This window comes from Streptomyces rugosispiralis, assembly GCF_024505145.1.
In the GTDB taxonomy this organism is placed as follows: Bacteria; Actinomycetota; Actinomycetes; order Streptomycetales; family Streptomycetaceae; genus Streptomyces; species Streptomyces rugosispiralis.
The window spans coordinates 1-25,021 of record NZ_JANIAA010000053.1 but is presented as its reverse complement, the minus strand read 5'-3'; the positions used below and the strand labels follow the sequence as shown (position 1 = coordinate 25,021).

Annotated in this window: 16 protein-coding genes; 13 read left to right on the top strand and 3 right to left on the bottom strand. The window is 72.5% G+C overall.

Features of this window, described 5'->3' with window-relative positions; all coding sequences use genetic code 11:
- Positions 1-153 precede the first annotated feature (153 nt).
- From NP777_RS42280 to NP777_RS42250, 7 genes are all read left to right on the top strand, one after another.
- The gene (locus NP777_RS42280) at positions 154-2,553 is read left to right on the top strand and encodes a beta-L-arabinofuranosidase domain-containing protein (protein WP_256655509.1); all 2,400 of its coding nucleotides are present in this window, start codon (positions 154-156) and stop codon (positions 2,551-2,553) included.
- A 294-nt stretch (positions 2,554-2,847) separates the two neighbouring features.
- Complete coding sequence (locus NP777_RS42275; RefSeq protein ID WP_256655532.1) at positions 2,848-3,306, top strand: DUF6010 family protein; 459 nt, start codon at positions 2,848-2,850, stop codon at positions 3,304-3,306.
- A gap of 138 nt (positions 3,307-3,444) precedes the next feature.
- Positions 3,445-4,086 (top strand): TetR/AcrR family transcriptional regulator, encoded by a 642-nt coding sequence (locus NP777_RS42270; RefSeq protein ID WP_256655508.1) that lies wholly within the window; start codon positions 3,445-3,447, stop codon positions 4,084-4,086.
- Positions 4,083-5,585, top strand: coding sequence for an MFS transporter (locus NP777_RS42265; RefSeq protein ID WP_256655507.1), 1,503 nt, complete (start codon positions 4,083-4,085; stop codon positions 5,583-5,585). Before NP777_RS42270 ends, NP777_RS42265 begins: the two co-directional genes overlap by 4 nt.
- A gap of 132 nt (positions 5,586-5,717) precedes the next feature.
- Positions 5,718-6,176, top strand: coding sequence for a MerR family transcriptional regulator (locus NP777_RS42260; RefSeq protein WP_256655506.1), 459 nt, complete (start codon positions 5,718-5,720; stop codon positions 6,174-6,176).
- Positions 6,177-6,224: 48 nt separating this feature from the next.
- On the top strand, positions 6,225-7,307 hold the full coding sequence (locus tag NP777_RS42255) for an SDR family oxidoreductase (protein ID WP_256655505.1): 1,083 nt from the start codon (positions 6,225-6,227) through the stop codon (positions 7,305-7,307).
- A gap of 166 nt (positions 7,308-7,473) precedes the next feature.
- Positions 7,474-8,244 (top strand): nucleotidyltransferase domain-containing protein, encoded by a 771-nt coding sequence (locus NP777_RS42250; RefSeq protein ID WP_256655504.1) that lies wholly within the window; start codon positions 7,474-7,476, stop codon positions 8,242-8,244.
- Between the two features lie 164 nt (positions 8,245-8,408).
- On the opposite strand, the gene NP777_RS42245 is transcribed toward NP777_RS42250, so the two are convergent.
- A complete protein-coding gene (locus tag NP777_RS42245; RefSeq protein WP_256655503.1) occupies positions 8,409-9,350 on the bottom strand; it encodes an EamA family transporter in 942 nt (313 codons plus the stop codon).
- A 68-nt stretch (positions 9,351-9,418) separates the two neighbouring features.
- Here NP777_RS42245 and NP777_RS42240 point away from each other — a divergent pair, with 68 nt between their 5' ends.
- The 6 genes from NP777_RS42240 to NP777_RS42215 all read left to right on the top strand — a co-directional run bounded on the left by NP777_RS42240 (position 9,419) and on the right by NP777_RS42215 (position 14,314).
- On the top strand, positions 9,419-10,273 hold the full coding sequence (locus tag NP777_RS42240) for a LysR family transcriptional regulator (protein WP_256655502.1): 855 nt from the start codon (positions 9,419-9,421) through the stop codon (positions 10,271-10,273).
- 108 nt (positions 10,274-10,381) lie between these two features.
- Positions 10,382-10,870: a MarR family winged helix-turn-helix transcriptional regulator gene (locus tag NP777_RS42235; RefSeq protein WP_256655501.1), complete on the top strand. Its 489-nt coding sequence runs from the start codon at positions 10,382-10,384 to the stop codon at positions 10,868-10,870.
- A gap of 130 nt (positions 10,871-11,000) precedes the next feature.
- Entirely contained in the window at positions 11,001-12,485 is a 1,485-nt protein-coding gene (locus tag NP777_RS42230) for an MFS transporter (protein WP_256655500.1), read from the top strand.
- Positions 12,486-12,529: 44 nt separating this feature from the next.
- Entirely contained in the window at positions 12,530-13,039 is a 510-nt protein-coding gene (locus tag NP777_RS42225; protein WP_256655499.1) for a pyridoxamine 5'-phosphate oxidase family protein, read from the top strand.
- 142 nt (positions 13,040-13,181) lie between these two features.
- A complete protein-coding gene (locus NP777_RS42220) occupies positions 13,182-13,817 on the top strand; it encodes a DUF1775 domain-containing protein (protein WP_256655498.1) in 636 nt (211 codons plus the stop codon).
- 65 nt (positions 13,818-13,882) lie between these two features.
- On the top strand, positions 13,883-14,314 hold the full coding sequence (locus tag NP777_RS42215; protein ID WP_256655497.1) for a hypothetical protein: 432 nt from the start codon (positions 13,883-13,885) through the stop codon (positions 14,312-14,314).
- Between the two features lie 124 nt (positions 14,315-14,438).
- Here the strand turns inward: NP777_RS42215 and NP777_RS48330 are convergent, their stop codons facing one another.
- Positions 14,439-15,632, bottom strand: coding sequence for a cytochrome P450 (locus NP777_RS48330; RefSeq protein ID WP_256655496.1), 1,194 nt, complete (start codon positions 15,630-15,632; stop codon positions 14,439-14,441).
- 58 nt (positions 15,633-15,690) lie between these two features.
- On the bottom strand, positions 15,691-25,021 hold a 9,331-nt coding region (locus NP777_RS42205; protein ID WP_449343560.1), incomplete at its 5' end, for an SDR family NAD(P)-dependent oxidoreductase.

The following is a 25,021-nucleotide window of genomic DNA, read 5'->3' as shown; positions in this document are numbered from 1 at the left end:
AGCCCACCGGGGCAGCGCGCTCAGCACAGAGCCCACCGGGGCAGCGCGCCCTGTCGAACTTATGGACAGCGCGCCGGTGGCGTGCTGTGATGCGCGACAACGATGTCAGGCACCACCCGTCTTCCTCGTCACTCCACCGACAGGAGCCGCACGATGCCCCTCGATCGACGTCGCTTCCTCCGCACCAGCGCGCTCACCCTCGGCGCCCCCGCACTCACCGGACACCTGGCCACGGACGCCGTGGCAGCCCCGGCCAAGCGGCCAAGGGCCCCGTTGCCCGACGCCTTCGACCGGCTCCCGTCCGGGAGCGTCACCCCGCGCGGCTGGCTGGCCGAGCAGCTGCGCCTCCAGCTCCACGGCCTCTGCGGCCGCTACGAGGAGCGCTCGCACTTCCTCGACATCAACGCCACCGGGTGGACCCACCCGGACCGGGACGGCTGGGAGGAGGTGCCCTACTGGCTGCGTGGCTACGTCCCGCTGGCGGTGGCGACGCGTGACCAGGCGGCGCTCGCGAACTCCCATCAGTGGATCGACGCCATCCTCGCCACCCAGCAGAGCGACGGCTTCTTCGGACCGCGCTCCCTGCGGACAAAGCTGAACGGCGGGCCCGACTTCTGGCCGTTCCTCCCCCTCCTCATGGCCCTGCGCACCCATGAGGAATTCACCGGCGACCAGCGCATCGTCCCCTTCCTCACCCGCTTCCTGCGCTTCATGAACGCGCAGGGTCCGGGCGCCTTCGACTCGAGCTGGGTCTCCTACCGCTGGGGCGATGGGATCGACACCGCGATGTGGCTCCACCGCCGCACCGGCGAGGCGTTCCTCCTCGACCTCGTCCAGAAGATGCACACGTACGGCGCCAATTGGGTCGACACCATCCCGACCCCGCACAACGTCAATATCGCCCAGGGCTTCCGCGAGCCCGCGCAGTACGCCCAGCTCACCGGCTCCGCCGAGCTCAGACAGGCGACCTACCGCGCCTATGCGTCGGTGCTCGGCGCATACGGCCAGTTCCCGGGCGGTGGCATCGCCGGGGACGAGAACTACCGCCCGGGTTTCGGAGACCCCCGGCAGGGCTTCGAGACCTGCGGCATCGTCGAGTTCATGGCCAGCCATGAGCTGCTGACCCGGATCACCGGCGATCCGGTGTGGGCCGACCGGTGCGAGGACCTGGCGTTCAACATGCTGCCCGCCGCGCTCGACCCCCAGGGCACCGGCACCCACTACATCACCAGTGCCAACAGCATCGATCTGAACGACGCGGTGAAGTCCCAGGGGCAGTTCCAGAACGGCTTCGCGATGCAGTCGTACCAGCCGGGCGTCGACCAGTACCGCTGCTGTCCGCACAACTACGGCATGGGCTGGCCGTACTTCACCGAGGAGCTGTGGCTGGCCACGCCCGACAAGGGGCTCGCCGCCTCCCTGTACGCCGCGTGCCGGGTGACCGCGAAGGTGGCCGGTGGCACGACGGTCACCGTCACCGAGGACACCGACTATCCGTTCGACGAGACCATCACCCTCACCCTGGCCACCCCCGGGAAGGTGGCCTTCCCGCTCCATCTCCGGGTCCCCGGCTGGTGCCAGAACCCCCGGATCGAGGTCAACGGCCGGGCGGTGGCCGCGCGCGGCGGCCCGGCCTTCGTCAAGGTCGACCGGAGCTGGGCGGACGGCGATGTGGTGACGGTCCGCCTGCCGCAGCGCACCACCCTGCGGACCTGGTCGGCGCAGCACGGCGCGGTCAGCGTCGACCACGGCCCGCTGACGTACTCGCTGCGCATCGGCGAGGACTTCGTGCGCTACGCCGGTACCGACGCCTTCCCCGAGTACGAAGTGCACGCCACCACGCCGTGGAACTACGGCCTCGCCCCCGGCGCCCTCCCCACCTTCACCCGCGACGACGGTCCGCTCGCCGCCAACCCCTTCACCCACGGGTCCACCCCGGTCCGCATGACCGCCCGAGCGCGCCGCATCCCGGAGTGGGTCTCGGACGACGAGCATGTGGTCACCCCGCTGCAGCAGAGCCCGGCCCGTACCGACGCACCGGCCGAGACGGTCACCCTCATCCCCATGGGCGCCGCCCGGCTGCGCGTCACCTGCTTTCCGACGGTCTCGCCGGACGGCCGGGCCTGGACTCCGGAGCCGCCCTTCCGCCGATTGCTCAACAAGCACAGCGGCAAGGTGCTCGCGGTCGACGGGATGTCCACGGCCAACAGCGCCCGCGTGGTGCAGTTCGACAACACACCGACGGGCGACCACGCCTGGCAGTGGATCGACCGGGGCGACGGCTGGTTCCTGATCCGCAACGGCCACAGCGGCAAGGTCCTGGGCGTGGACCGGATGTCCACCGCCAACAGCGCCATCGTCGTCCAGTACGAGGACAACGGCACGGCCGATCACCTCTGGCGGAAGGTGGACAACGGCGACGGCTGGTTCCGCGTCCTCAACAAGAACAGCCAGAAGGTGCTGGGCGTCGACGGCATGTCCACCGCCAACAGCGCCCAGGTGGTGCAGTACGACGACAACGGAACCGATGACCATCTGTGGCGGCTGGTGTGATCGGGCCCTGAGCGGGGCCGGGCGGAGGCCGTGGCCCCGGCGATGGTCCGGGCTTGGCGATGGTCCGGGCCTGGCGATGCTCCGGACCGGCGATTATCCGGACCCGGCGATTATCCGTTGGAACGTGTCGGAAATGGCCCTGTGGGGCGACCGGGGGCGGATCTAGCGTGGTGAACCGTCGCCACGCCGGTTCCCGGTCGCGCCACCGACCCGTACGTGGAGGTGGCACCGACGGTGCGGTTCACCGTGCCCGGCGGCCAACGTTCCGTCACCCGCAGGAAGTTCATCCGCATGATCCAATACATCGCTCCGGTCTTCATCGGTGTCCTCTACGCCCTCCTGATGTCCCTGATCCGCGAACCCCACCGCCGGCGCTTCAACGCGATCATGGTCGGCGGAGCGGGTGCCGCCTACCTCAGCGGCGGCGGCCTGGACGGCTGGGAGTTCGCCTTCACCGTGGTCGCCACCTACGTGGCCTACCGCGGCCTGGAGTCATGGACCTTCATCGGCATCGGCTGGCTGCTGCACACCGCGTGGGACATCGTGCACCACATCAAGGGCAACCCCATCGTCCCCTTCGCCCATGGCTCGTCCCTGGGCTGTGCGATCTGCGATCCGGTCATCGCGCTGTGGTGTTTCCGGGGCGGCCCGTCGCTGCTCCGGTTCTTCCGCAAGGGACGGCCCGAGGAACAACCGGCCGCCGCCGCCCTGCCCGACTCCCTGTCCGCCGGGCGGGCGGCGGGAAACGGATGAGGGCCTCGGCGCCACCGGCCCGCCGCAGTTCGGCCAATCAGCCCTCGGCGAGGGGCACTTCGGTGGCTCGGGTGCCCACGAGTGCGTGCCGGCGCCGCACATTGACGGAGTGAGTACTCACTCCGTACGGTATCCGGTATGACAGAGAAGCCGGATACCCCCTCCACCCCGCCCCGTCGCCGTGCCCCGGCCATGGATCCCGATCAGCGCCGCGCGATGATCGTCGCCGCGGCGCTCCCCCTCGTCGTCGAATACGGCGCCTCCGTGACGACCGCGAAGATCGCCCGGGCCGCGGGCATCGGCGAAGGCACCATCTTCCGGGTTTTCGAGGACAAGGACGCCCTGCTCGCGGCCTGTATGGCGGAGGCCGTACGGCCCGATGACACCGTGGCCCATCTGGAGTCGATCGCCCTGGACCAGCCGCTGGCCGACCGGCTCGCCGAGGCGGCCGATGTGGTGCGCGGGCACATGGCGCGCATCGGCGCGGTGGCCGGAGCGCTCGCGGCGGCCGGGCGGCTGGAGCGCACGGCGCCCAAACCCGGCAAGGACGGGCGCCTCCCGGACCGCGAGGCGAGCCTGGCCCGGCCGCGTGCCGCGCTGGCCGCGCTGTTCGAGCCCGACCGGGACCGCCTGCGGCTCGCCCCGGAACGGCTCGCGGACGCCTTCCAGCTGACGCTGATGTCGGCCGGGCGGCTGGGCGCCCCCGACCCGCTGACCACCGAGGAAGTCGTGGACCTCTTCCTGCACGGTGCGCTCGCGGCGCCCGGGGAGACCCGGTGACCGGACCCGACGCGTACGAAGCGCTCCCGCCCCGCCGCCGGACCCTGGTCACCCTCGCCCTGCTGGGCTGCGCCTTCCTGGCCATGCTGGACGGCACCGTGGTGGGCACCGCGCTGCCCCGCATCGTCGAGCAGATCGGCGGCGGGGACTCCTGGTACGTCTGGCTCGTCACCGCCTATCTGCTGACCTCCTCGGTCAGCGTGCCGGTCTACGGCCGCTTCTCCGACCTCCACGGCCGCCGCCGGCTGCTGATCGGCGGGCTCGCCGTCTTCCTGATCGGCTCGGTCGCCTGCGGCCTGTCCACCTCGATGCCCGCTCTGATCCTCTCCCGCGCGCTCCAGGGCCTGGGTGCCGGATCCCTGCTGACCCTCGGCATGGCACTGGTCCGCGACCTCCACCCGCCGTCCCGCCCGCGGGGCCTGATCCGGATGCAGACGGCGATGGCCGCCATGATGATCCTGGGCATGGTGGGCGGCCCGCTCCTCGGCGGGTTACTCGCCGATCACATCGGCTGGCGCTGGGCGTTCTGGCTCAACCTCCCGCTCGGGCTGGCCGCGGGTGCCATCATCGCCCTGGCCCTGCCCGACCGCCGTCCCGCCACCCCGCCGTCCGGCCGACTCGACGTGGCGGGGATCCTCCTGCTCGCCGCCGGGCTCTCGCTCGCGCTGACGGGCCTCAGCCTCAAGGGCAACGCGACCGCCGGACACACGCCCTCCTGGACGGACCCGGCCGTGCTGGGCTGTCTGCTCGGCGGTCTGGCGCTGCTCGCCGCGCTCGTACCGGTGGAGCGGCGGGCCGCCGTCCCCGTGCTGCCCCTGCGGCTGTTCCGGCACCGCACCTACCCGGCCCTGCTGACCGCCGGTTTCTTCTTCCAGGTCGCCGCGCTGCCGGTGGGGATCTTCCTGCCGCTGTACTTCCAGCACATCCGCGGCCACTCGGCCACCGCCTCCGGTCTGCTGCTGCTCCCCCTGCTCATCGGCATGACCCTGGGCAACCGGCTCACCGCCGCCACCGTGCTGCGCAGCGGGCACGTCAAGCCGGTCCTGCTGATCGGCGCGGGGCTGCTCACCGCCGGTACCGCCGCGTTCGTCGCCCTGCGGGCCACGACCCCGCTCGCGCTGACGTCCGTTCTGCTGCTGCTCGTCGGGCTCGGCGCCGGACCGGCCATGGGCGGGCTCACCATCGCCACCCAGAACGCCGTCCCGCGCGCCGACATGGGCACCGCCACCGCGGGCTCCGCGCTCACCAAGCAGATCGGGGGCGCGGTCGGCCTGGCCGGCGCCCAGTCCCTCATCGGCCACTCCGGCGCGGCCGCGCCCACCGCCACGGCCATCGGCTCCACCGTCGCCTGGAGCGGCGGCGCCGCCGGGCTGCTCGCCCTCGGGGCGCTGCTCCTCATGCGCGACATCCCCATCGCCACGGCCGGGAAGGGCCCCGGCGCGCCCACTCCCCCGCCCGCCGTCTCCGCGGCGGCGCGGAAGGCCGATCAGGACGCTTGATCGCAAGCGTCCACCCGGTCTCGAGCGCGCAGCCGGTCTCGAGCGCGCAGCCAGTCTCGAGCGCTCAGCCGGCCTCAATGACTTCAAGCGCCCACTTGACCTCAAGCGCTTCAAGTGTCGGATGCTCGTCGTATGACGGAGACAGAGACCGAGGTCCGAGGCTCCCCGATGACCATCCAGCAGGTGTCGAGGCTGAGTGGCCTCTCGGAGCCGACACTGCGCTACTACGAGAAGATCGGCCTGATCCCCGCCGTGGACCGCGACCGGGACAGTGGCCACCGGCGCTATCACCCGCGCGTGGTGGAGACGATCAAGGCGCTGGGGTGCCTGAGATCCACCGGTATGAGCGTGCGGGACATGCGTGCCTACCTCAGCCACCTCGACGAGGGCGCGCGGGGCGCGGCTCCCCTGCGTGACCTCTTCCAACGCAACGCGGACCGCCTGGAGCGGGAGATGGCGCTCATGGAGGTCCGCCTGCGCTATCTGCGGCTCAAGTCGGACCTGTGGGACGCGCGGGAGCGGGCCGACGCCGGTGCCGAGTACCGGGCGATCGACGAACTCACGGACGTCATCGACGCGCTGCAGCCGTGAGAAACACAGCTGCCGGAAACACACTCGGGAAGGAATCCGAAGCACCCCATGGAAAGCAAGACAACCCCCGTGTCCGCTGATACCGGCGCCGACGCCCATGACGACGCCGATAGTGGCGAACTCGTCCTGGTGACAGGAGGCAGCGGCTATGTCGGCACCCATGTGATCAGCGGCCTGCTGCGGAGCGGCCATCGGGTCCGCACCACGGTCCGTCCACACGGCCCGGCCACGAGCGCCGCCGCCGGCGCCGCCACGAGCGTCCGGTCGGCCGTCGCGGCCTCCGGTGTCGATCCCGGCGGGCGGCTCGACATCGTCAGCGCCGACCTGACCACGGATGACGGCTGGGACGACGCGATGGCGGGGTGTACGCACGTCCACCACGTCGCGTCACCGTTTCCCTCCGTCCAGCCGGACAACGCCGACGACCTGATCGTCCCCGCGCGCGACGGGACCCTTCGGGTGCTGAGGACCGCACGGGACCACGGTGTGAAGCGGGTCGTGATGACGTCCTCGTTCGCCGCGGTGGGCTACAGCCGCAAGGACGGTGACGAGTACGACGAGAGCGACTGGACCGACCCCGAGGACGACAACCCGCCCTACATCCGCTCGAAGACCATCGCGGAGCTGGCCGCCTGGGACTTCGTGGCGAAGGAGGGGGACGGCCTCGAACTGACGGTGATCAACCCGACCGGGATCTTCGGTCCGGCACTCGGCCCCAGGCTGTCCGCCTCGACGGAACACATCCGGGCGATGCTGGAGGGGGCGATGTCGGCCGTCCCCCGCGCACACTTCGGCCTGGTGGACGTACGCGATGTCGCCGAGCTCCACCTCCGGGCCATGGCCCGTCCCGCCGCGGCCGGACAGCGCTTCCTGGCCAGCGGCGACCGGGCCGTCAGCTTCCTGTGGATCGCCCAGGTGCTGGCCGAGCACCTCGGCGAGCGCGCCGCCCGGGTGCCCACGCGGGAGTTCGACGACGAACGAGCGCGGGAAGCGGTCGGCGTGACGGAGCGAGTGCCGATCCTGCGCACCGAGAAGGCGCGTTCCGTGTTCGGCTGGACCCCGCGCGACCCGGTGACGACCATCCTCGACACCGCGGAGAGCCTGTTCCGCCTGGGCCTGGTGAAGGGCTGATCCGCCCCTGGCCGCTGCCGCCCTCTGACGGGGGCGGTAAGGTCGGCGTCATGGAGTGATGACCCGGCACACCGATCCGTATGAACGCCGCCGTCAGAGCCTGTGCTCCGGCGGGTGTTCGGTGTGCCCGCGGCACCCGTCATCCACTTCACACGATCGGATCCGTATGACCGACGACATGTTCCGCATGACCGACGACATGTTCCTCGACGATGTCGCCGAGCGACTCGCCGCCCTGCCCGCCGTGCGCGCCGTCACCCTCGGGGGCTCGCGTGCGCAGGGCACCCACACCCCGGAGAGCGACTGGGACCTGGCCCTCTACTACCGGGGCGGCTTCGACCCGGCCACGCTGCGGGCCGTCGGCTGGGACGGCGAGGTCTCCGCGCTCGGCGAGTGGGGCGGTGGTGTCTTCAACGGGGGCGCCTGGCTGACCATCAACGGACGGCGGGTGGACATCCACTACCGCGATCTCGAGGTGGTGGAGCACGAACTCGCCGAGTCGCGGCAGGGCCGTTTCCACTGGGAGCCCCTGATGTTCCACCTCGCGGGCATCCCCAGCTATCTGGTGGTGGCCGAACTCGCCCTCAACCAGGTGCTGCGGGGCACTCTGCCCCGGCCCGAGTACCCGGAGGCGCTGCGCGAGGCGGCGCCCCCGGTGTGGCGGGGGCGCGCGGCCTTGACGCTGCGGTACGCCTCGGCCGCGTACGTGGCACGTGGCCAGGCCACCGAGGTCGCGGGGGCGGTGGCGACCGCCGCCCTGCAGACGGCACACGCGGTGCTGGCGGCGCGCGGTGAGTGGGTCACCAACGAGAAGCGGCTCCTCCAGCGGGCGGACCTGCGCGCGATCGACGCGATCGTGGCGGGGCTGCGGCCGGAGCCCACCGCCGTGGCCGAGGCGGTCGCCGCCGCGGAGGCGCTGTTCGCAGCCGCGGGCTGAGCGGTGACCCGGGGGCGGAGCACGCCTCCGCCCCCGGGTCCAGCGCCCACAGGTCCAGCCCCCAGGTCCAATCCTCCAGGTCCAGTCCCCCGGGTCCAGCTTTCAGGTCCAGCGAGCCCCCGGCCCCAGGCCATCCGGCGCGCCGGGCCACCCCCGCCGGTCTTTCAGCCGCGCCGGGTGAGAATGCTCAGCGCGTTGGCCGCGACGATGGCCGCCACGCTGATCCACTCCGTCCACCCCAGGCTCTGCCCCAGGCCGACCCAGCCGACCAGCGCGGCCAGGACGGGGTTGACGCTCATGAAGAGCCCGAACGCCTGGGCGGGCACGCGGCGCAGCGTGAACAGGTCGGCGAGGTACGGCACGGCCGAGGAGAGGACGCCCGCGATGATGGCGTACGCCGCGGCGCTCACTGTCGGCGGCTGGTGGACGGCGACGGCGATCCCGACCGGCAGGAACATCAGCGCGGAGATCCCCGCGGCCGCCGCCGACCCCTGGGCGCCGGGGATCCGCCGCCCCACGGTGCGGTTGAGCAGGATGTACGACGCCCAGCACACGGCGGCCAGCAGCCCCAGCCCCATGCCCAGGTAGTCGGCCGAGGGGCGCGGCCGCATGAGGGTCACCACGGCGGCCGCCGCGACCAGCGCGCAGCAGGCGTCCACGCGGCGCCGTGAGCCGGCCAGCGCGATGCAGAGCGGACCGAGGAACTCCAGGGTCACCGCCAGGCCGAGGCCGATGCGGTCGATGGCGCTGTACAGGGACAGATTCATGGTGCCGAACACCACGGCGAGCCCCACCACCGGCCGCCACTGCCACCAGGTGAAGCTCCGCAGCCGGGGCCTGCCGACGGCCAGCAGGACGATCGCGGCCACGTACTGGCGGACGGCGACGACCCCGACCGGGCCGATGACGGGGAAGGCCTGGGACCCGATCGCGGCGCCGGTCTGGTTGGACAGCCCGCTGCCGATCATCGTGGCCACCCCGGCGAACCGCCGTCCCGTCGGCTGTTGATCAAGGCCCGGGTCGGAGTCGGCAGGGGCCGGCGCGGTCCGGTGTGCGGTTTCCGTCGCTCGTATGGACGGGGTGCGTGACGCGGGGGCGAGTCGCATGCGTCGATCGTGCGCCCGGCCCATGCATGCGCAAAATGCGTTCGCCGCTCCATCTATACGCTGAACGTATGGATGTGGAGCTACGGCAACTGCGCTGTCTCGTGGCGATCGTCAACGAGGGCACCTTCACCGACGCGGCCATCGCGCTCGGCGTCTCCCAGGCGGCCGTGTCCCGGGCTCTGGCCGCGCTCGAACGGGCCCTGGGCACACGGCTGCTGCGGCGGACCTCCCGTGAGGTGACCCCGACGGGCACCGGGCTGCGGGTGGTGGCACACGCCCGGCGGGTGCTGGCCGAGGTGGACGGGCTGATCCGGGAGGCCGTATCGGGCCACGCCCATCTGCGGATCGGTTACGCCTGGTCCGCGCTGGGCCGTCACACCCCCGCCTTCCAGCGCCGCTGGGCGCAGGCGTACCCCGAGACGGAGCTGCACCTAGTCCGCGTCAACTCCGCCACCGCGGGGCTGACGGAGGGCGCCTGCGATCTGGCGGTGGTGCGCAGGCCGCTCGACGAGCGCCGCTTCGACTCCGCCATCGTCGGGCTGGAGCGGCGGCTGTGCGCCGTGGCCGCCGACGACCCGCTCGCCAGGCGCCGCTCGGTCCGGCTGGCCGACCTCAGCGGACGCACCCTGCTGGTCGACCGCAGGACCGGCACCACCACCGCGGAGCTGTGGCCGCCCGACTCCCGGCCGGCCACGGAGGAGACCCACGACGTGGAGGACTGGCTCACCGTGATCTCCGCGGGCCGCTGCGTCGGCATGACGGCGGAGTCCACCGCCAACCAGTACCCGAGGCCCGGAATCGCCTACCGGCCGGTCCGCGACGCCGAGCCGATCGCGGTACGCCTCGCCTGGTGGCGGGACGACCCGCACCCCGCCACCCAGACCGCGGTCGAGTTGCTCACCACCCTCTACCGCAACGGCTGACCCACCCGGCCCTCCGGACCCCCGGCCCTTTGGACCCCCGGCGCTTCGGACCCCCAGATGGACTGTTCCGGATAATCCAGTACGGATCGAATTGTTACCCTGGGCCACATGACCGCCATGGCGCCCACCAAGACCGAACCCGACCTGTCATTCCTCCTCGACCACACCAGCCACGTCCTCCGCACCCAGATGTCGGCCGCGCTCGCCGAGATCGGGCTGACCGCGCGGATGCACTGCGTACTGGTCCACGCCCTGGAGGAGGAGCGCACCCAGGCGCAGCTCGCCGAGATCGGCGACATGGACAAGACCACGATGGTGGTGACGGTGGACGCCCTGGAGAAGGCGGGCCTCGCGGAGCGGCGCGCCTCGACCCAGGATCGCCGGGCCCGGATCATCGCGGTCACCGAGGAGGGCGCGCGGATCGCCGAGCGGAGCCAGGAGATCGTGGACAGCGTCCACCGCGAGGCGCTCGCGACGCTCCCCGAGACCCAACGCGCCGCGCTGCTAAGGGCGTTGACCAGACTGTCCGAGGGGCATCTGGCCACGCCCGCCGAGAGCCCGCGCCCGGCCCGGAGGGCGCGGCAGCGCGAGAAGTAGAGCGGAGACACCACCGCGCGGACCGTCATGCGGCCCGCCGTGCGGCCATAAGTAGAGCCGAAACAAATAGTCTGCAACAAAACCATCTGCTACGGTCACTCCTGTCGCGCCTACTGACAGGAGTGTCCGCATGTCCGCCACCTCGTCCGACCCGACGTCTCCCCGCGTCCCCCCGGCACGCCAACTGGCCCTCGGGGTCATCGCCACCGGCATGCTGATGGTGATCCTCGACGGCAGCATCGTGACCGTGGCCATGCCCGCCATCCAGAGCGATCTGCGGTTCTCCCCCGCCGGGCTCAGCTGGGTCGTCAACGCCTACCTGATCGCGTTCGGCGGTCTGCTGCTGCTCGCGGGCCGCATCGGCGATCTCATCGGCCGCAAGCGGGTGTTCCTGACCGGCACCGCGGTGTTCACCGCGGCCTCGTTGCTCGCGGCCGTGGCCACCTCCCCCGCGACGCTGATCGCCGCACGGTTCTTCCAGGGGGTCGGCAGCGCTATGGCCTCGGCGGTCAGCCTGGGCATCCTCGTCACTCTCTTCACCGAACCCGCCGAACGGTCAAAGGCGATCGCCGTGTTCAGCTTCACCGGCGCCGCCGGGGCATCCATCGGCCAGGTGCTCGGCGGCCTTCTCACCGACGCGCTCAGCTGGCACTGGATCTTCCTGATCAATCTGCCGATCGGACTGCTGACGCTCGCGGTCGCCGTACCCGCCCTCCCGGCCGACCGCGGACCCGGCCTCGCGGCCGGTGCCGATGTCCTCGGCGCCCTGCTCGTCACGGCCGGGCTGATGCTGGGCATCTACACGGTGGTCAAGGTGGCGGACTACGGCTGGGCGGCGGCGCACACGCTCGGCCTCGGCGCCGTCTCGATCCTCCTGATCGCCCTGTTCCTGGTCCGCCAGGCCACTGCCCGCACCCCGCTGATGCCCCTGCGGATCCTGCGGTCGCGCGGGGTGGCGGGGGCCAATCTGGTCCAGCTCCTGATGGTGGCCGCGCTCTTCTCGTTCCAGATCCTCGTCGCCCTCTATCTGCGCAATGTGCTGGGGTACGACGCCACCAGGACCGGTCTGGCCATGCTCCCGGCCGCCCTCGCCATCGGCGCGGTGTCCCTCGGCGTCTCGGCGCGGCTCAGCGCCCGCTTCGGCGACCGCGCGGTGCTGCTGACCGGGCTGGTCCTCCTGACCGGCGTCCTCGGCCTGCTCATCCGCGTCCCCGTGCACGCCCGTTACATCCCCGACCTCCTCCCGGTGATGCTGCTCGCCGCCGGTTTCGGGCTGGCGCTCCCGGCGCTGACCAGCCTCGGAATGTCCGGTGCGAAGGAGGACGAGGCCGGGCTTGTCTCCGGGCTGTTCAACACCACCCAGCAGATCGGCATGGCGCTGGGCGTCGCGGTGCTGTCCACCCTGGCCGCCTCCCGCACGGATGCCCTGCTCGCCCGGGGCAAGGGGCGGGCCGAGGCGCTGACCGGCGGCTATCACCTGGCCTTCGCCGTCGGAGCGGGGCTCATCGTGGCGGCCTTCGCGGTGGCGTTCGCCGTACTGCGAGGGCGTGCGCCGAAACCCCCCGCCGTGCCGCGTGACACCAAACCGCCCGCCACACCGGTCACCGCCGCCTGATCCCTTCCCCCGCCACCACCCCCACCAGCGAAAGGTTCACCCTCATGACGACGACCGACGACAAGAGCCCGGCCAACGGCGCCGGGACGAAGCCCGGTGCCGGACCCGCGCCCCGGGTGCTCACCGAGGAGGAGCTGTCCCGGACACTGCGGGACCAGCGGTTCAGTGTGCTCGCCACCGTCAAGCGCAGCGGCCACCCCCATCTGTCGACCGTGATCCACCAGTGGAGCCCCGAGGAGCGCGTGCTGCGCATCTCCTCGACCGCCGACCGGCTCAAGGTGCGCCAGTTGCGCCGCGACCCTCATGTCGCCGTGCATGTGGGTGCCCCGGACGGCTGGTCGTTCGCTGTCGCCGAGGGCGAAGCGGAGGTGTCGGAGGTGACGGCCGTCCCCGGGGACCCGGTCGGACGGGAGCTGCTGTCCATGACGCCCGGTTTCGCCGAACCGCACGACGAGACGGCCTTTCTGGAGCAGTTGGTGGCGGACCGGCGGGTCGTGATCAGGATCCGGGTGTCCCGTCTGTACGGAACGGCCCTCGACATGCCCACCACCTGACCACCACCTGACCACCGGCTGGGCGACGATGAACATCGCGCCCGGACCGTACGTACCGGGGAGTGTGAACGCACCTGGTGAGCGCGCCGGGTGACCGGTGAGGAGGGCTCGGGTGGCCGCCCCTTGGACGAGGAGAGATACCGTGAAAGCACATCGTCTGCCGTCCCGTCCGCGGCCGCGGCGGATCTGCGCACTCGCCGTCGCCGCCTCGGCGTTCGTCCTCGCCACGGCGGCCCCCGCCCTGGCCCACACCGAGGTGAGCGCCTCCGACTCCCGCGCCCTGGCGAAGAACGTCACGCTGACGTTCGAGTCGGAGGCGGAGGACGAGGCGGCCGGTTTCACCGAGATCCGGACCGTGTTGCCCAAGGGCATCGAACCCGGCGATGTGAAGCTGAAGCGGGCCCCGAAGGGCTGGAAGCTGAAGCCCACCGATGACGGCTACTCCGTCGGCGGCCCGGCACTCGCGCCCGGCGAGAACGCCGAACACAGCGTCGTCGTACGGCAGTTGCCCGAGACCACGTCGCTGGCCCTCAAAACCGTGGACACCTACGAGGGCGGCAAGGTGTCCCGGTGGATCGAGGTGGCCCGCGCCGGGGAGCCGGAGCCGGAGAATCCCGCGCCACTGCTGAAGCTCGAGGCCGCGGCATCCGACGGCGGTTCCGCGTGGCCCGCCGTGGGCATCATCATCGGCGTCTGCCTGTTCGCCCTGGCCGGAGGTTTTGTGCTGTTCCAGCAGCGGCGCGGCGCGGGCGACTCGGGTGGCTCGGACACCGAATGAGCCGAGTGCGCCGATGCCCCCCAGGGCGCGGGTTTGCTGTCGGGTCGAGTGGTAACGCGGTGAACATGACCCAGAAGAAGAACGCACACACTGCCCGGAGCACCGCCGTGAACGCGAAGGCCACCGCCACCAAGGCCAAGGAGACCGCGGAAAAGGCCAAGGACACCGCGGGCAAGGCGGAGACCACGGCGAAGACCGCCGCGGCCGGCGCGGCGACGACCGCGGCGCACACCGCGCATGTCGCCGCCGACAAGGCTCAAGTGGCCGCCGGGAAGGCCGTGACCACCGGTCGTACCGTGGCCGCCGAGGCGCCCAAGAAGGCCGCAGCCGCGGCCGGTTCGGCCTGGATGATGATCAAGGCCCGGAAGGTCCTGGCAGCCGTCGCCGGTGCCGGTGCCGCCGCGGCGGGCGCCACCACCGCGATCGTCCTGCGCAGGCGCGCGGCTCGTCGTCGCCGCCCGCTGGCACGGCTGACCGGTGGCCGGCTCGGCTCTTGAGATCCGCGGCCGCACAGCACGGCCGTCCCCCGGACCGGATGAGCCGGTGGCCGGGTATCCGGCGACCATTCGCGCCGGACCCCGCGGCCACCGACCGCACCGTGCCCTACGGCCCCGGCTGCGGCTACTCAGCCGCCCAGGTCACCGGTAGCTCGTGGACACCGTAGAACGAGGTGTTCTCCCGGTACCTGATCTCCTCCGGGGCCACCGCCAGCCGCAGAGCGGGGAACCTGACGAGCAGCCGCTGCAGGAGCACCTTCAGTTCCACCCTCGCCAGCTGCTGGCCCAGACACTGGTGCACACCGTGCCCGAACGCGAGGTGCGAGGTGTGCGACCGGTCGAGGACAAGGCGGTCGGGGTCGGCGAACCGCTCGGGGTCCCGGTTGGCGGTGGACACCAGACCGGCCACGATCTCGCCCTTCGCGATGGGATGACCATTGATCACGGCATCCTCGGTAGCGGTGCGCACGGTGCCGAAGTTGTTGACCGGGAAGTAGCGAAGGAACTCCTCCACAGCGCTGTCGATGAGGTCGGGGTTCTCCCGCAGCCGGGTCAGCTGCTCACGGTCCTGGAAGAGCGCCAGCATGCCGAGGCCGATCAGGTTCTCCACGGGTTCATGACCGGCGAAAATGATGGTCATGGCGATGCCGACCACCTCCTCGTCGGTCAGCGCACCGCCCTCGACTTCATCGTGCAGCAGCCTGCTGATCATGTCGTCCCCGGGCTCGGCCCGCTTGGCACGCACGAATCCGCGCATCTCGTCCCACCACGCGGTCGCCATCGCGCCGACGGCCTGATCGTCGCCGCCGGTCTCCCGGAGCGTGCGTACCTCGTGGTCGAACTTCTGGTGGTAGGTGTACGGCACGCCGAGGATCTCGGAGATCACCATCGCGGGCACCGGACTGGCATAGGCCGCCACGAGGTCCGCGCTCGTGCCCGCCGCCTCCATCGCATCGAGGTGCCGGTCGGCCAGCCGCTCGATCCGGCCGGTCAGTTCGCGCGCACCGCGCACCGAGAACTCGGCGGTGAGGGTGCGGCGGTAGCGGGTGTGGTCCGGCGGGTCCATGGAGAAGAAGAAGCCCGCCGGTATCTCCGGGTTCATCGCCGGGAACGGCACCCTCGCACCGCTGAACCGGGAGTCGGCCAGCATGGCCCTGATGTCGTCGTGCTTGGTCAGGAACCACATCACCAGACCGCCGGGCAGCTCCAGTTTGCCCAGTTCGCCCGCGTCCCGCAGTCGGCGGTGTGCCTCCGGCGGGTCGTACGGACAACGCCGCTCGGCCTTCACGGTCCCCGGAAGGGACAAGGTCTCGCTCACTGCTGACTCCCTCGTATGCGCGTCAAGTGATTGTGCGTGGTCAAGTGGTTGTGTGTGGTCATGGACGATCCGTCGGCTCGACCCATTTCGCGGCCAGGTCCTGGAGCAGGGTGGAGATCCGCACCCGTGCCGCGCTTGCCGGGTCGAGCACGAGGATCGAATCGTCGAGTTTGTTCAGCTCTTCGAGCACGAGAATGGCGGCCGCCGCGTCGTCGGGCAGCATTTCGGCGCGCAGATGGCGGGCGAGGTCGACAGCCGTGGGGTGGTCGAAGGTGAGGCTGGCGGGCAGCTCGAGCCGGGTGGCTCCGGCCAGCTGGTTGCGGAGCTTCACGGCCGCCACCGAGTCGAAGCCCAGGTCCACGAAGCCTCGGTCCGGGTCGACCATGGTGGCGTCGGGATGGCCGAGCACCATGGCGACCTGGCCACGGACCAGCTCCAGCAGGATCTCGTCCTGCTCGTCCTCCGTCCGCCCGGCCAGCCGTTCCAGCAGCGTGGCCGCGGAGGCCTCGGCCGCCGGGGGTTGTTCCACCGGCCGCGGGCCCGCTGCGGTGCGTGCGGGGACCGGCGTTTCGGTGGTGACCCGGACCGCCTCCCCGGGTGCGGCGCATGCCCCGTCGAACAGGGCGAGGCCCAGATCGGTGGAGACGGACACCGCGGGCAGTCCGCCGGCCCGCCGGTGTGCGGCCAGCGCGTCGGCGTACGCGGGGGACAACGCCGCGTCGGCGGAAGTGAGCAGCACAAAGCGGTCCAATTCCAGGCCCCGCGTGGCCAGGTGCAGGTTCCAGGCCGCCGCCACCCCCGACCGCAGCTGTGGCCGCAGGGATTCCGGGGAGAGCGCACCGGCTCGGGTCGGCTCCGGGGCGTCGGCCGCGGTGTGCACCACGCTCCGCAGTCCGGGAATCTCCGCCAGCAGCGATGCCAGCGCCTGACCGTCCGCCGGATCACACGGGGCGAGCCGGACCGTGGCTCCGAGCGCTGTCAGTTCGGCCGCGTCGCCGTCCCCGGCCAGGACCAGGTCGCGCACACCGTGTTCGGCGACCAGATGCCGCGAGACAGCCATGGCCGACCCACCGGTGACCAGCACCGTCCCCGGGCCCCAAGCGGGCGGATCCTGCTCGGTGGCCACCGGCGTGACCAGGGCCGGTACCAGCTCCGGTACCAGCACCGCTCCCGCCCGGACCGCGACCCGGTCCTCCCCCACGGCCACCGCGGCGGGCAGCAACCGCAGATCGCACACATCGGTGTCGACGAGCGTCAGCCGTCCCGCCCCGGCCGCCTGGAGGGGCTCGACCAGCGACCACACCGCGGCCGCGGCCACGTCCTCGACATCGTCACCGGCCGCCGTGGCGAGCGCGCCCCGGGTCACCAGCACCAGACGCGAGGTGGCGAACCGCTCCCCGGCCAGCCACGTCCGCACGGCCTCGGCTACGCGGACGGCCGCCTCGGACGCCGTCCCGCCCTCGGATACACACGGGAGGAGGATGACGTCCGGCACGTCCTCGATGGCCGACAGTTCCGGATACAGCGCGACCGGCGTGCCGAGCGTATCCGGTTTCCAGGTGTCCGGGTCGCCGACGAGCCCCCACCGGACGGGGCCGGCGTCCGATTCGGCCCGCGTACGGCAAGCAGCCCACACCGGCCGGAACAGTGCCGCGTTGGCCTGGCGCAGCCGATGCCCGGACACCGGGCGGAGCACCAGCGAGTTCACCGACAGCACGGGGGTTCCGGCGGCGTCGGCCACGTGGAGCGAGACCGTGTCCGGGCCGACGGGCGCGAGGGTGGCTCGCAGTCTCGTGGCACCGGTCGTGTGCAGGGTGACCCCCGCCCAGGAGAACGGCAGATGGGTCCCCTCGGCCGCGGTGACCAGGCCCGTCAGCGCCTCCCCGCGCAACGCCTGTTCGAGCAGGGCGGGATGCAGTGCCCAGCGTTCGGCCCCGGCCCCGGCGGCCTCATCAGGCAGCTCGATGTCCAGGAAGACCTCGTCGTCACGGCGCCACGCCGGTGTCCCGCCGGAGTCCAGCGGCCGGGCACCGGTGGGCGGCCAGGGCTCGGGGCGCCGCTCCGGCGCGGGCGGCCGGTCCGCGCCGAGGACGGCCGTGGCATGCCGGACCCACCGCTGGTCGCGGCGGCAGTACACGGTGACCGCACGGCGGCCGGACTCGTCGGCGCCCCGGACGGACACCTGCACCTCGGCCCCGCCCCGCTCGGGGAGGACGAGCGGTTCATGGATGGTGAGTTCGTCCACCGTCCGGCAGTCGCACTGGAGCCCCGCCTGGAGCACCAGTTCCAGGAAGCCGGTCGCCGGGAACAGCGGCACCCCCAGCGTCCGCCGACCGGTCAGCCACGAGTGGTCGTCGGCGGAGACGCGGCCGGTGAGCAGAACACCGTCCGCGTCGGGCAGCGGCACCCTCGCACCGACCAGCGGATGGTCCAGCGCGCCGAGCCCGAAGTCGGCCGCGTCGCCGGGGGCACGGGAGGGCTCGAGCCAGAAGCGGGAGCGCTGGAAGGCGTAGGTCGGCAGCTCGGCCCGGCGGGCACCGGGGAAGACCGCGGACCAGTCCGGCTCCACACCGTGGGTGTGCAACTGGGCGAGGGCGGTGGTGACCGTGACCGGTTCGGGCCGGTCGGCCCGCAGAGTGGGGATGAACTCGGCGTCCGCCCCGGTGACCTGGGCCTGGGCCAAGGCGGTGAGGGTGCCGTCCGGCCCGAGTTCGAGGAAGGTGCCCGTGCCGAGCTGCCGCAGACGCTCCAGCCCGGCGGCGAACCGCACCGTCTCCCGCACCTGCCGCACCCAGTAAGCGGGGGAGCACAGCTCCTCCCCCGCCACCACACCGGAGAGGTTCGACACCACCGGTATCCGCGGGGTGCGGAAGTCCACCGTGTCGAGTACCTCGGCGAACGCGAGGAGCATCCCGTCCATCAGCGGCGAGTGGAAGGCGTGGCCGACGCGCAGCCGCCGCGTCTTCACCCCACGGGCGGCGAACGCCTCGGCCACACCGCGCACCGCGTCCTCGTCCCCGGACACCACGACCGACGACGGCCCGTTCACGGCCGCGAGGGCGACCCGGTCGGTCAGGAACAGCCGTACCCGGTCCTCCGGCGCGGCCAGGGCCACCATCGCCCCGCCCGGCGGCAGCGCGCCCATGAGCCGGCCCCGGGCCGCCACCACCTTGGCGGCGTCCTCCAGCGACCACAGACCGGCCACATGCGCGGCCGCCAGCTCGCCGATGGAGTGGCCCAGCAGATAGTCCGGCCGCACGCCCCAGGAGGACACCAGCCGGAACAGCGACACTTCGAGGGCGAACAGGCCCGCCTGCGTGTACGTGGTGGCGTCCAGCGCGCCGGTGGCGTCGGTCACCACTTCGTCGAGCGGACGGTCCAGATGCGGGTCGAGCGCGGCGCACACCTCGTCCCACGCCGCCGCGAACACCGGGAACGCCTGGTACAACTCCCTTCCCATACCAACCCGTTGGGTCCCCTGGCCCGCGAACAGCACGCCCACCCGGCCCGGATCCGCGGTGCCCAGGACCACGCCCGGCGCGGGCTCGCCGGCCGCCAGCGCGGCCAGTCCGTCCAGCAGCTCCGCCCGGTCCGCCCCGACCACCGCGGCCCGGTGCGAAAGCGCCGAACGGGTGGCGGCCAGCGACCAGCCCACGTCGGCCGGGTCGGACTCGGGGCGCGCGGCCAGGAAGGTCCGCAACCGGGCGGCCTGCGCCCGCAGTCCGCGCTCGCCTTGGCCGGAGAGCACCCATGGCACCACCGCCGGGGCCCGCTCGGGTACCGGCCGCGGGTCGGGCCCGGACTCCACGGGTGGCTGTTCGAGGATCACATGGGCGTTGGTCCCGCTCACCCCGAACGAGGACACCCCGGCCCGGCGGGGGTGGGAGGTCCCCGGCCACTCCGCGGGCTCGGTCAGCAGCTCCACCGCACCGGCCGACCAGTCCACATGGGTTGACGGCTCGTCCACGTGCAGGGTCCGGGGCAGCGCCCCGTGCCGCATCGCCAGCACCATCTTGATCACACCGGCCACTCCCGCGGCCGACTGGGTGTGCCCGATGTTCGACTTGATCGAGCCCAGCAGCAGCGGCCGTTCGCGCTCCTGCCCGTAGGTGGCCAGCAGCGCCTGTGCCTCGATCGGGTCGCCCAGGCTGGTGCCGGTGCCGTGTGCCTCCACCGCGTCCACGTCCGACGCGGCCAGCCCGGCGTTGGCCAGCGCGGCCCGGATCACCCGCTGCTGCGAGGGCCCGTTCGGCGCCGTCAGGCCGTTCGAGGCGCCGTCCTGGTTGACGGCGGAGCCGCGTACGACCGCCAGGACCCGGTGGCCGTTGCGGCGGGCGTCGGACAGCCGCTCCAGCAGCAGCATGCCGACGCCCTCGCCCCAGCCGGTGCCGTCCGCCGCGTCGGCGAACGCCTTGCAGCGGCCGTCGGCGGCCAGTCCGCGCTGCCGGGAGAACTCCACGAAGATGCCCGGGGTGGCCATCACCGTCACCCCGCCGGCCAGTGCCAGCGAGCACTCGCCGGACCGCAGGGCCTGCGCCGCCAGATGCAGCGCGACCAGCGACGACGAGCAGGCGGTGTCCACGGTGACCGCCGACCCCTCCAGGCCGAGGGTGTACGAGAGCCGGCCGGAGACCACGCTGCCCGCGCCACCGGTCAGGAAGTAGCCCTCGGATCCCTCCGCCGCCTGCCCGGCCCCCGTTCCGTAGCCCTGTGCGGCGGCACCGACGAACACCCCGGTCTGGCTCCCCTTCAACGACGCCGCCGGGATACCGGCCCGCTCCACCGCCTCCCAGGCCACTTCCAGCAGCAACCGCTGCTGCGGATCCATCGCGAGCGCCTCGCGCGGCGAGATGCCGAAGAAGCCGGCGTCGAACTCGCCCGCGTCGTACACGAAGCCACCGGCGCGGACGTACGAGGTGCCCGAGCTGTCCGGATCGGCGCTGTACAGGCCGTCCAGGTCCCAGCCCCGGTCGTCCGGCAGATCCGCGACCGCGTCACGACCGGTGGCGAGCAGCTCCCACAACTCCTCGGGCGACGTCACTCCGCCCGGATAGCGGCAGGCCATTCCGACGATCACGATCGGGTCCCGGTCGGTGGCGGCGGCCGGGGCGGCGGGCCGTGCCACGGCCTCGCCGACGGTGCCGTCCAGCTCCCGGAGGAGATGGCCGGCCAGGACCGCCGGTGTCGGATAGTCGAAGATCGCGGTGGCCGACAGCCCGACCCCGGTGGCGGTGCGCAGCCGGTTGCGCAGCTCGACGGCCGTGAGCGAGTCGAAGCCGGTCTCCGCGAAGGTACGCGCCGTGTCGACCGCGGCGGGGGTGCCGTGCCCCAGCACGGTCGCCACCTGCGTACGGACCAGGTCCAGCACCAGTTGTTCGCGCTCGGCGACCGGCATCGCGGCCATCCGGCCCCGCAGCGACGACTCGTCCTCCACCGGGCCCGCGCCGGTCGCGCGGCGGATCGGCGCACGGACCAGACCGCGGAAGAGCGCGGGCAGCGCCCCGGCGTCGGCCTGTGCCCGCAGCGCCGCGGCGTCCAGCGGCGTGGCCAGCACGAGCGCCTCGGTGGCCGCCCTGGCACTGTCCAGGAGCCGGAGCCCCTGATCGGTGGTGAGAGGCGTGGCACCGGCCCTGGCCATCCGGGCGAGGTCCCGGTCCGACAGATGGCCGGTCATCCCGCTGCGCTCGGCCCACAGCCCCCAGGCCACGGAGAGGCCCGGCAGCCCGGCGGCCCGGCGGTGCGCCATCAGCGCGTCCAGCCAGGCGTTCGCCGCCGCGTAGGCGCCCTGCCCGGGGCTTCCCAGAACACCCGCGGCCGACGAGAACACCACGAATTCCGCCAGCTCACGACCGGCCGTCAGCTCGTGCAGATACCAGGCGGCGTCCACCTTCGGCCTCAACACCTCGCGCACCCGCTCCGGGGTGAGCGACTCGATCACCCCGTCGTCGAGCACACCTGCGGTGTGCACCACCATCCGCAGGCCGGGGACGGTGTCCAGCAGCCGTGCCAGCTGGTCCCGGTCGGCCACGTCACAGGCCACCACCCGCACCTGGGCGCCGTATTCGCGCAGGGCGGCGGCGAGTTCGGCCGTGTCCGGGGCGTCCGGCCCCCGCCGGCCGGCCAGGACGAGGTCCCGTACTCCGTGCCGTTCGACCAGGTGACGGGCGACCAGCCCGCCCAGTGTGCCGGTGCCGCCGGTGATCAGCACGGTGTCCCCCTCCCGCAGCGGCTGCGGAATGGACAGCACCAGCTTGCCGATGTGGCGCGCCTGCGAGAGGAAGCGCAGCGCGTCACCCGCCTGCCGGACGTCCCAGGCGCGGGTCGGCAGTGCGGTGAAGATCCCTCGCTCGAAGAGCGACACCAGCAGCCGGAGCAGTTCCCCGACCCGGTCGGGCCCCGCGTCCATGAGGTCGAACGCCCGGTACCGCACCCCGTGCTCCGCGGCCACCAGCTCACCGTCGCGGATGTCGGTCTTGCCCATCTCCAGGAAACGGCCACCGTCGGCGAGCAGGCCGAGCGAGGCGTCCACATACTCGCCCGCAAGCGAGTTCAGCACCACGTCCACCCGGCCGAAGCGGTCGGCGAACTCCAGGGAGCGGGACGAGGCGATCCGGTCGTCCGCCACTCCTCCGGCGCGCAGCGCGTCCCACTTCCCGGGGCTCGCGGTGGCGTACACCTCGGCGCCGAGCCAGCGGGCCACCTGTGTCGCGGCCATGCCCACCCCGCCCGCCGCCGAGTGCACCAGCACCGCTTCACCGGGGCGCAGACCGGCCAGGTCCATCAGCCCGTACATGGCGGTCAGGAACACCACCGGCGTGGCCGCGGCGTCGGCGAACGACCAGCCTTCCGGCAGCCGCGCCAACAGCCGGTGATCGGTCATCGCCACGGGGCCGAACGCCCCGGAGAACAGACCCATCACCCGGTCGCCGGGCGCCAGGCCGGACACACCGGGGCCGATGTCGAGCACCACGCCGGCACCCTCGCTGCCGATGACGTCCTGGCCGGGGATCATGCCGAGGGCGACGACGACGTCCCGGAAGTTCACCCCGGCCGCGTGCATCGCCACCCGCACCTGTCCGGCGCCGAGGACACCGGCGGCCTCCGGGCAGGGGACGGCGGCCAGATTCTCCAGCGTGCCCTGACTGGTGACGTCCATCCGCCACGGTGTCCCGTCCTCCGGGGTCGGGGCGGCGGCGGGCGGTGTGGTGGCCGACAGGGCGATCGCGGTCGGGGGGAGCGGAGCGAGCTGAGGCGTCAGGACACGGCCGCGGCGCAGCGCCAGATGCGCATGGCCACCGTCCGCCGCGGCGGACAGCGCGGCGGCGAGCACCGTACGGGAATCCTGGTGGCCGTCGTGGTCGACGAGGACGAAGCGGTCCGGATGCTCGGCCTGTGCGCTGCGGAGCAGGCCCCAGACCGCTGCCGCGCCGAGGTCTTCGACGCTCTCGCCGGAAGCGGTCGCCATCGCACCGCGCGTCAGCACGGCCAGCCGGGACCGGGCACAGCGCTCGTCGGCGAGCCATCGCCGTACCGCCGCGAGCGCCCGGCACACGACGGTGGACACCGCGTCACCGGCCGACTCACACGGCAGCACCGCCATGTCGGGCACGGGGGTGTCGGGGCCGAGAACGTCGTATTCGACCAGGGCGTCGAACGTCGGTGGCGTGCCAGTCTCGGCCGGGGCCGAGCCTGCCGGGGCAGTCGGCAGCGGCATCTCGACCCAGTCCACGCGGTACAGCGAGTCCTGGTCCACCCCTCGGGTGTCCGCGATCCGCCCGCTGGACAGCGGACGCAACGAGAGCGACGCCACCGACAGCACCGGCGCTCCCGCCGGGTCCGTCACCTCCAGCGACACCGCGTCCGGACCGGCCGGGGAGAGCACCACGCGGATGGCGGAGGCGCCGACCGCGTGCAGCGCCACCCCGCTCCAGGAGAACGGCAGATACGCCTGGCCGGGGTCGGTGAGGAAGCGGCCGAGCCCCACGCCGTGCAACGCGGCGTCGAGCAGGGCCGGATGCGCACCGCACCGCGCCGCCACGTCCTGTGCCTCCGGCTCCAGAGCCACTTCGGCGTAGATCTCGTCGTCCCGTGACCACGCGGCGCGCAGCCCTTGGAAAGCGGGACCGTACCCGTAGCCGCGCTCCGCCATCGCCGCGTACATCCCCGAGACATCGAGGCTCCGCGCGCCCTCGGGCGGCCAGATCTCCATGAGCCGGGCCACCTCGGCGGGGCGCGGCCCGGTGATGTCGGGGGCTCCGGTGGCGCCGAGGGTGCCCGAGGCGTGCAGCACCCACTCCCCAGCGCGGCACGAGTGCACCGTGACCGGCCTCCGGCCCCGTTCGTCCGCCGCCGAGACGGCCACCTGTACCTGGACCCCGCCCTGGTCCGGCACCACCAGCGGGGTGTGCAGGGTCAACTCCTCCAGCACCGAGTGGCCGAAGTGCTGACCGGCCTGAAGGGCGAGTTCGACGAATCCGGTGCCGGGGAAGACCACCGTGTCCCGCACCATGTGGTCGGCCAGCCAAGGCTGTCCGTCCAGGGAGAGCAGTCCGGTCAGCACACCGCCCTCGTCCCCGGGCAGGGGCAGTACCGCGCCCAGCAGGGGGTGCTCGATATCGCCGAGGCCCAGCCCCGACGCCTGGGTCACCGGCCGCGCGGGCTTCAGCCAGAAGCGTTCCCGTTGGAAGGCGTAGGTGGGAAGGTCCACCGTCCGGGCTCCGGCGAAGAGCGGGCGCCAGTCCACGTCCACGCCCCGGGTGTGGAGGTCGCCGAGGGCGGTGAGGAAGCGGGCGGGGCCACCGTCGTCGCGGCGCAGCGATCCGGTGACGACGATGTCGGTGGGGGTGTCGGTGGTGTCCGTGGTATCGGCGGTCTCGGCGGTCTCCTGGATGCCGATGGTCAGCACGGGGTGCGGGCTCACCTCGACGAACACGGTGTGGCCCTGGTTCATCAGGACTTCGACGGTGCTCTGGAATTCCACCGTGTGCCGGAGGTTGCGGTACCAGTAGTCGGCGTCGAGTTCGGAGGTGTCGGTGAGCCGTCCGGTCACCGTCGAGTGGAACGCCACCTGTCCACCGCGCGGCCGGACCGGCGCCAGCGCGTCCGCCAGTTCCCGCTGGATCTCGGCCACCTGCGGGGAGTGCGAGGCGTAATCCACCGGAATCCGCTTGGCCCCCGGGAACTCCGCCAGCACCGCGTCCAGCACCTCAACAGACCCGGACACCACCGTCGACACCGGACCGTTCACCGCCGCCACCGACAACCCCGGACGGTCACGCAGCACGTCGGCGGAAACCGGAACCGACACCATCCCACCCCGACCCGACAGAGCCAGCAACGCCCTGCTCCGCAAGGCCACCACCCGCGCACCGTCCTCCAGCGACAAACCC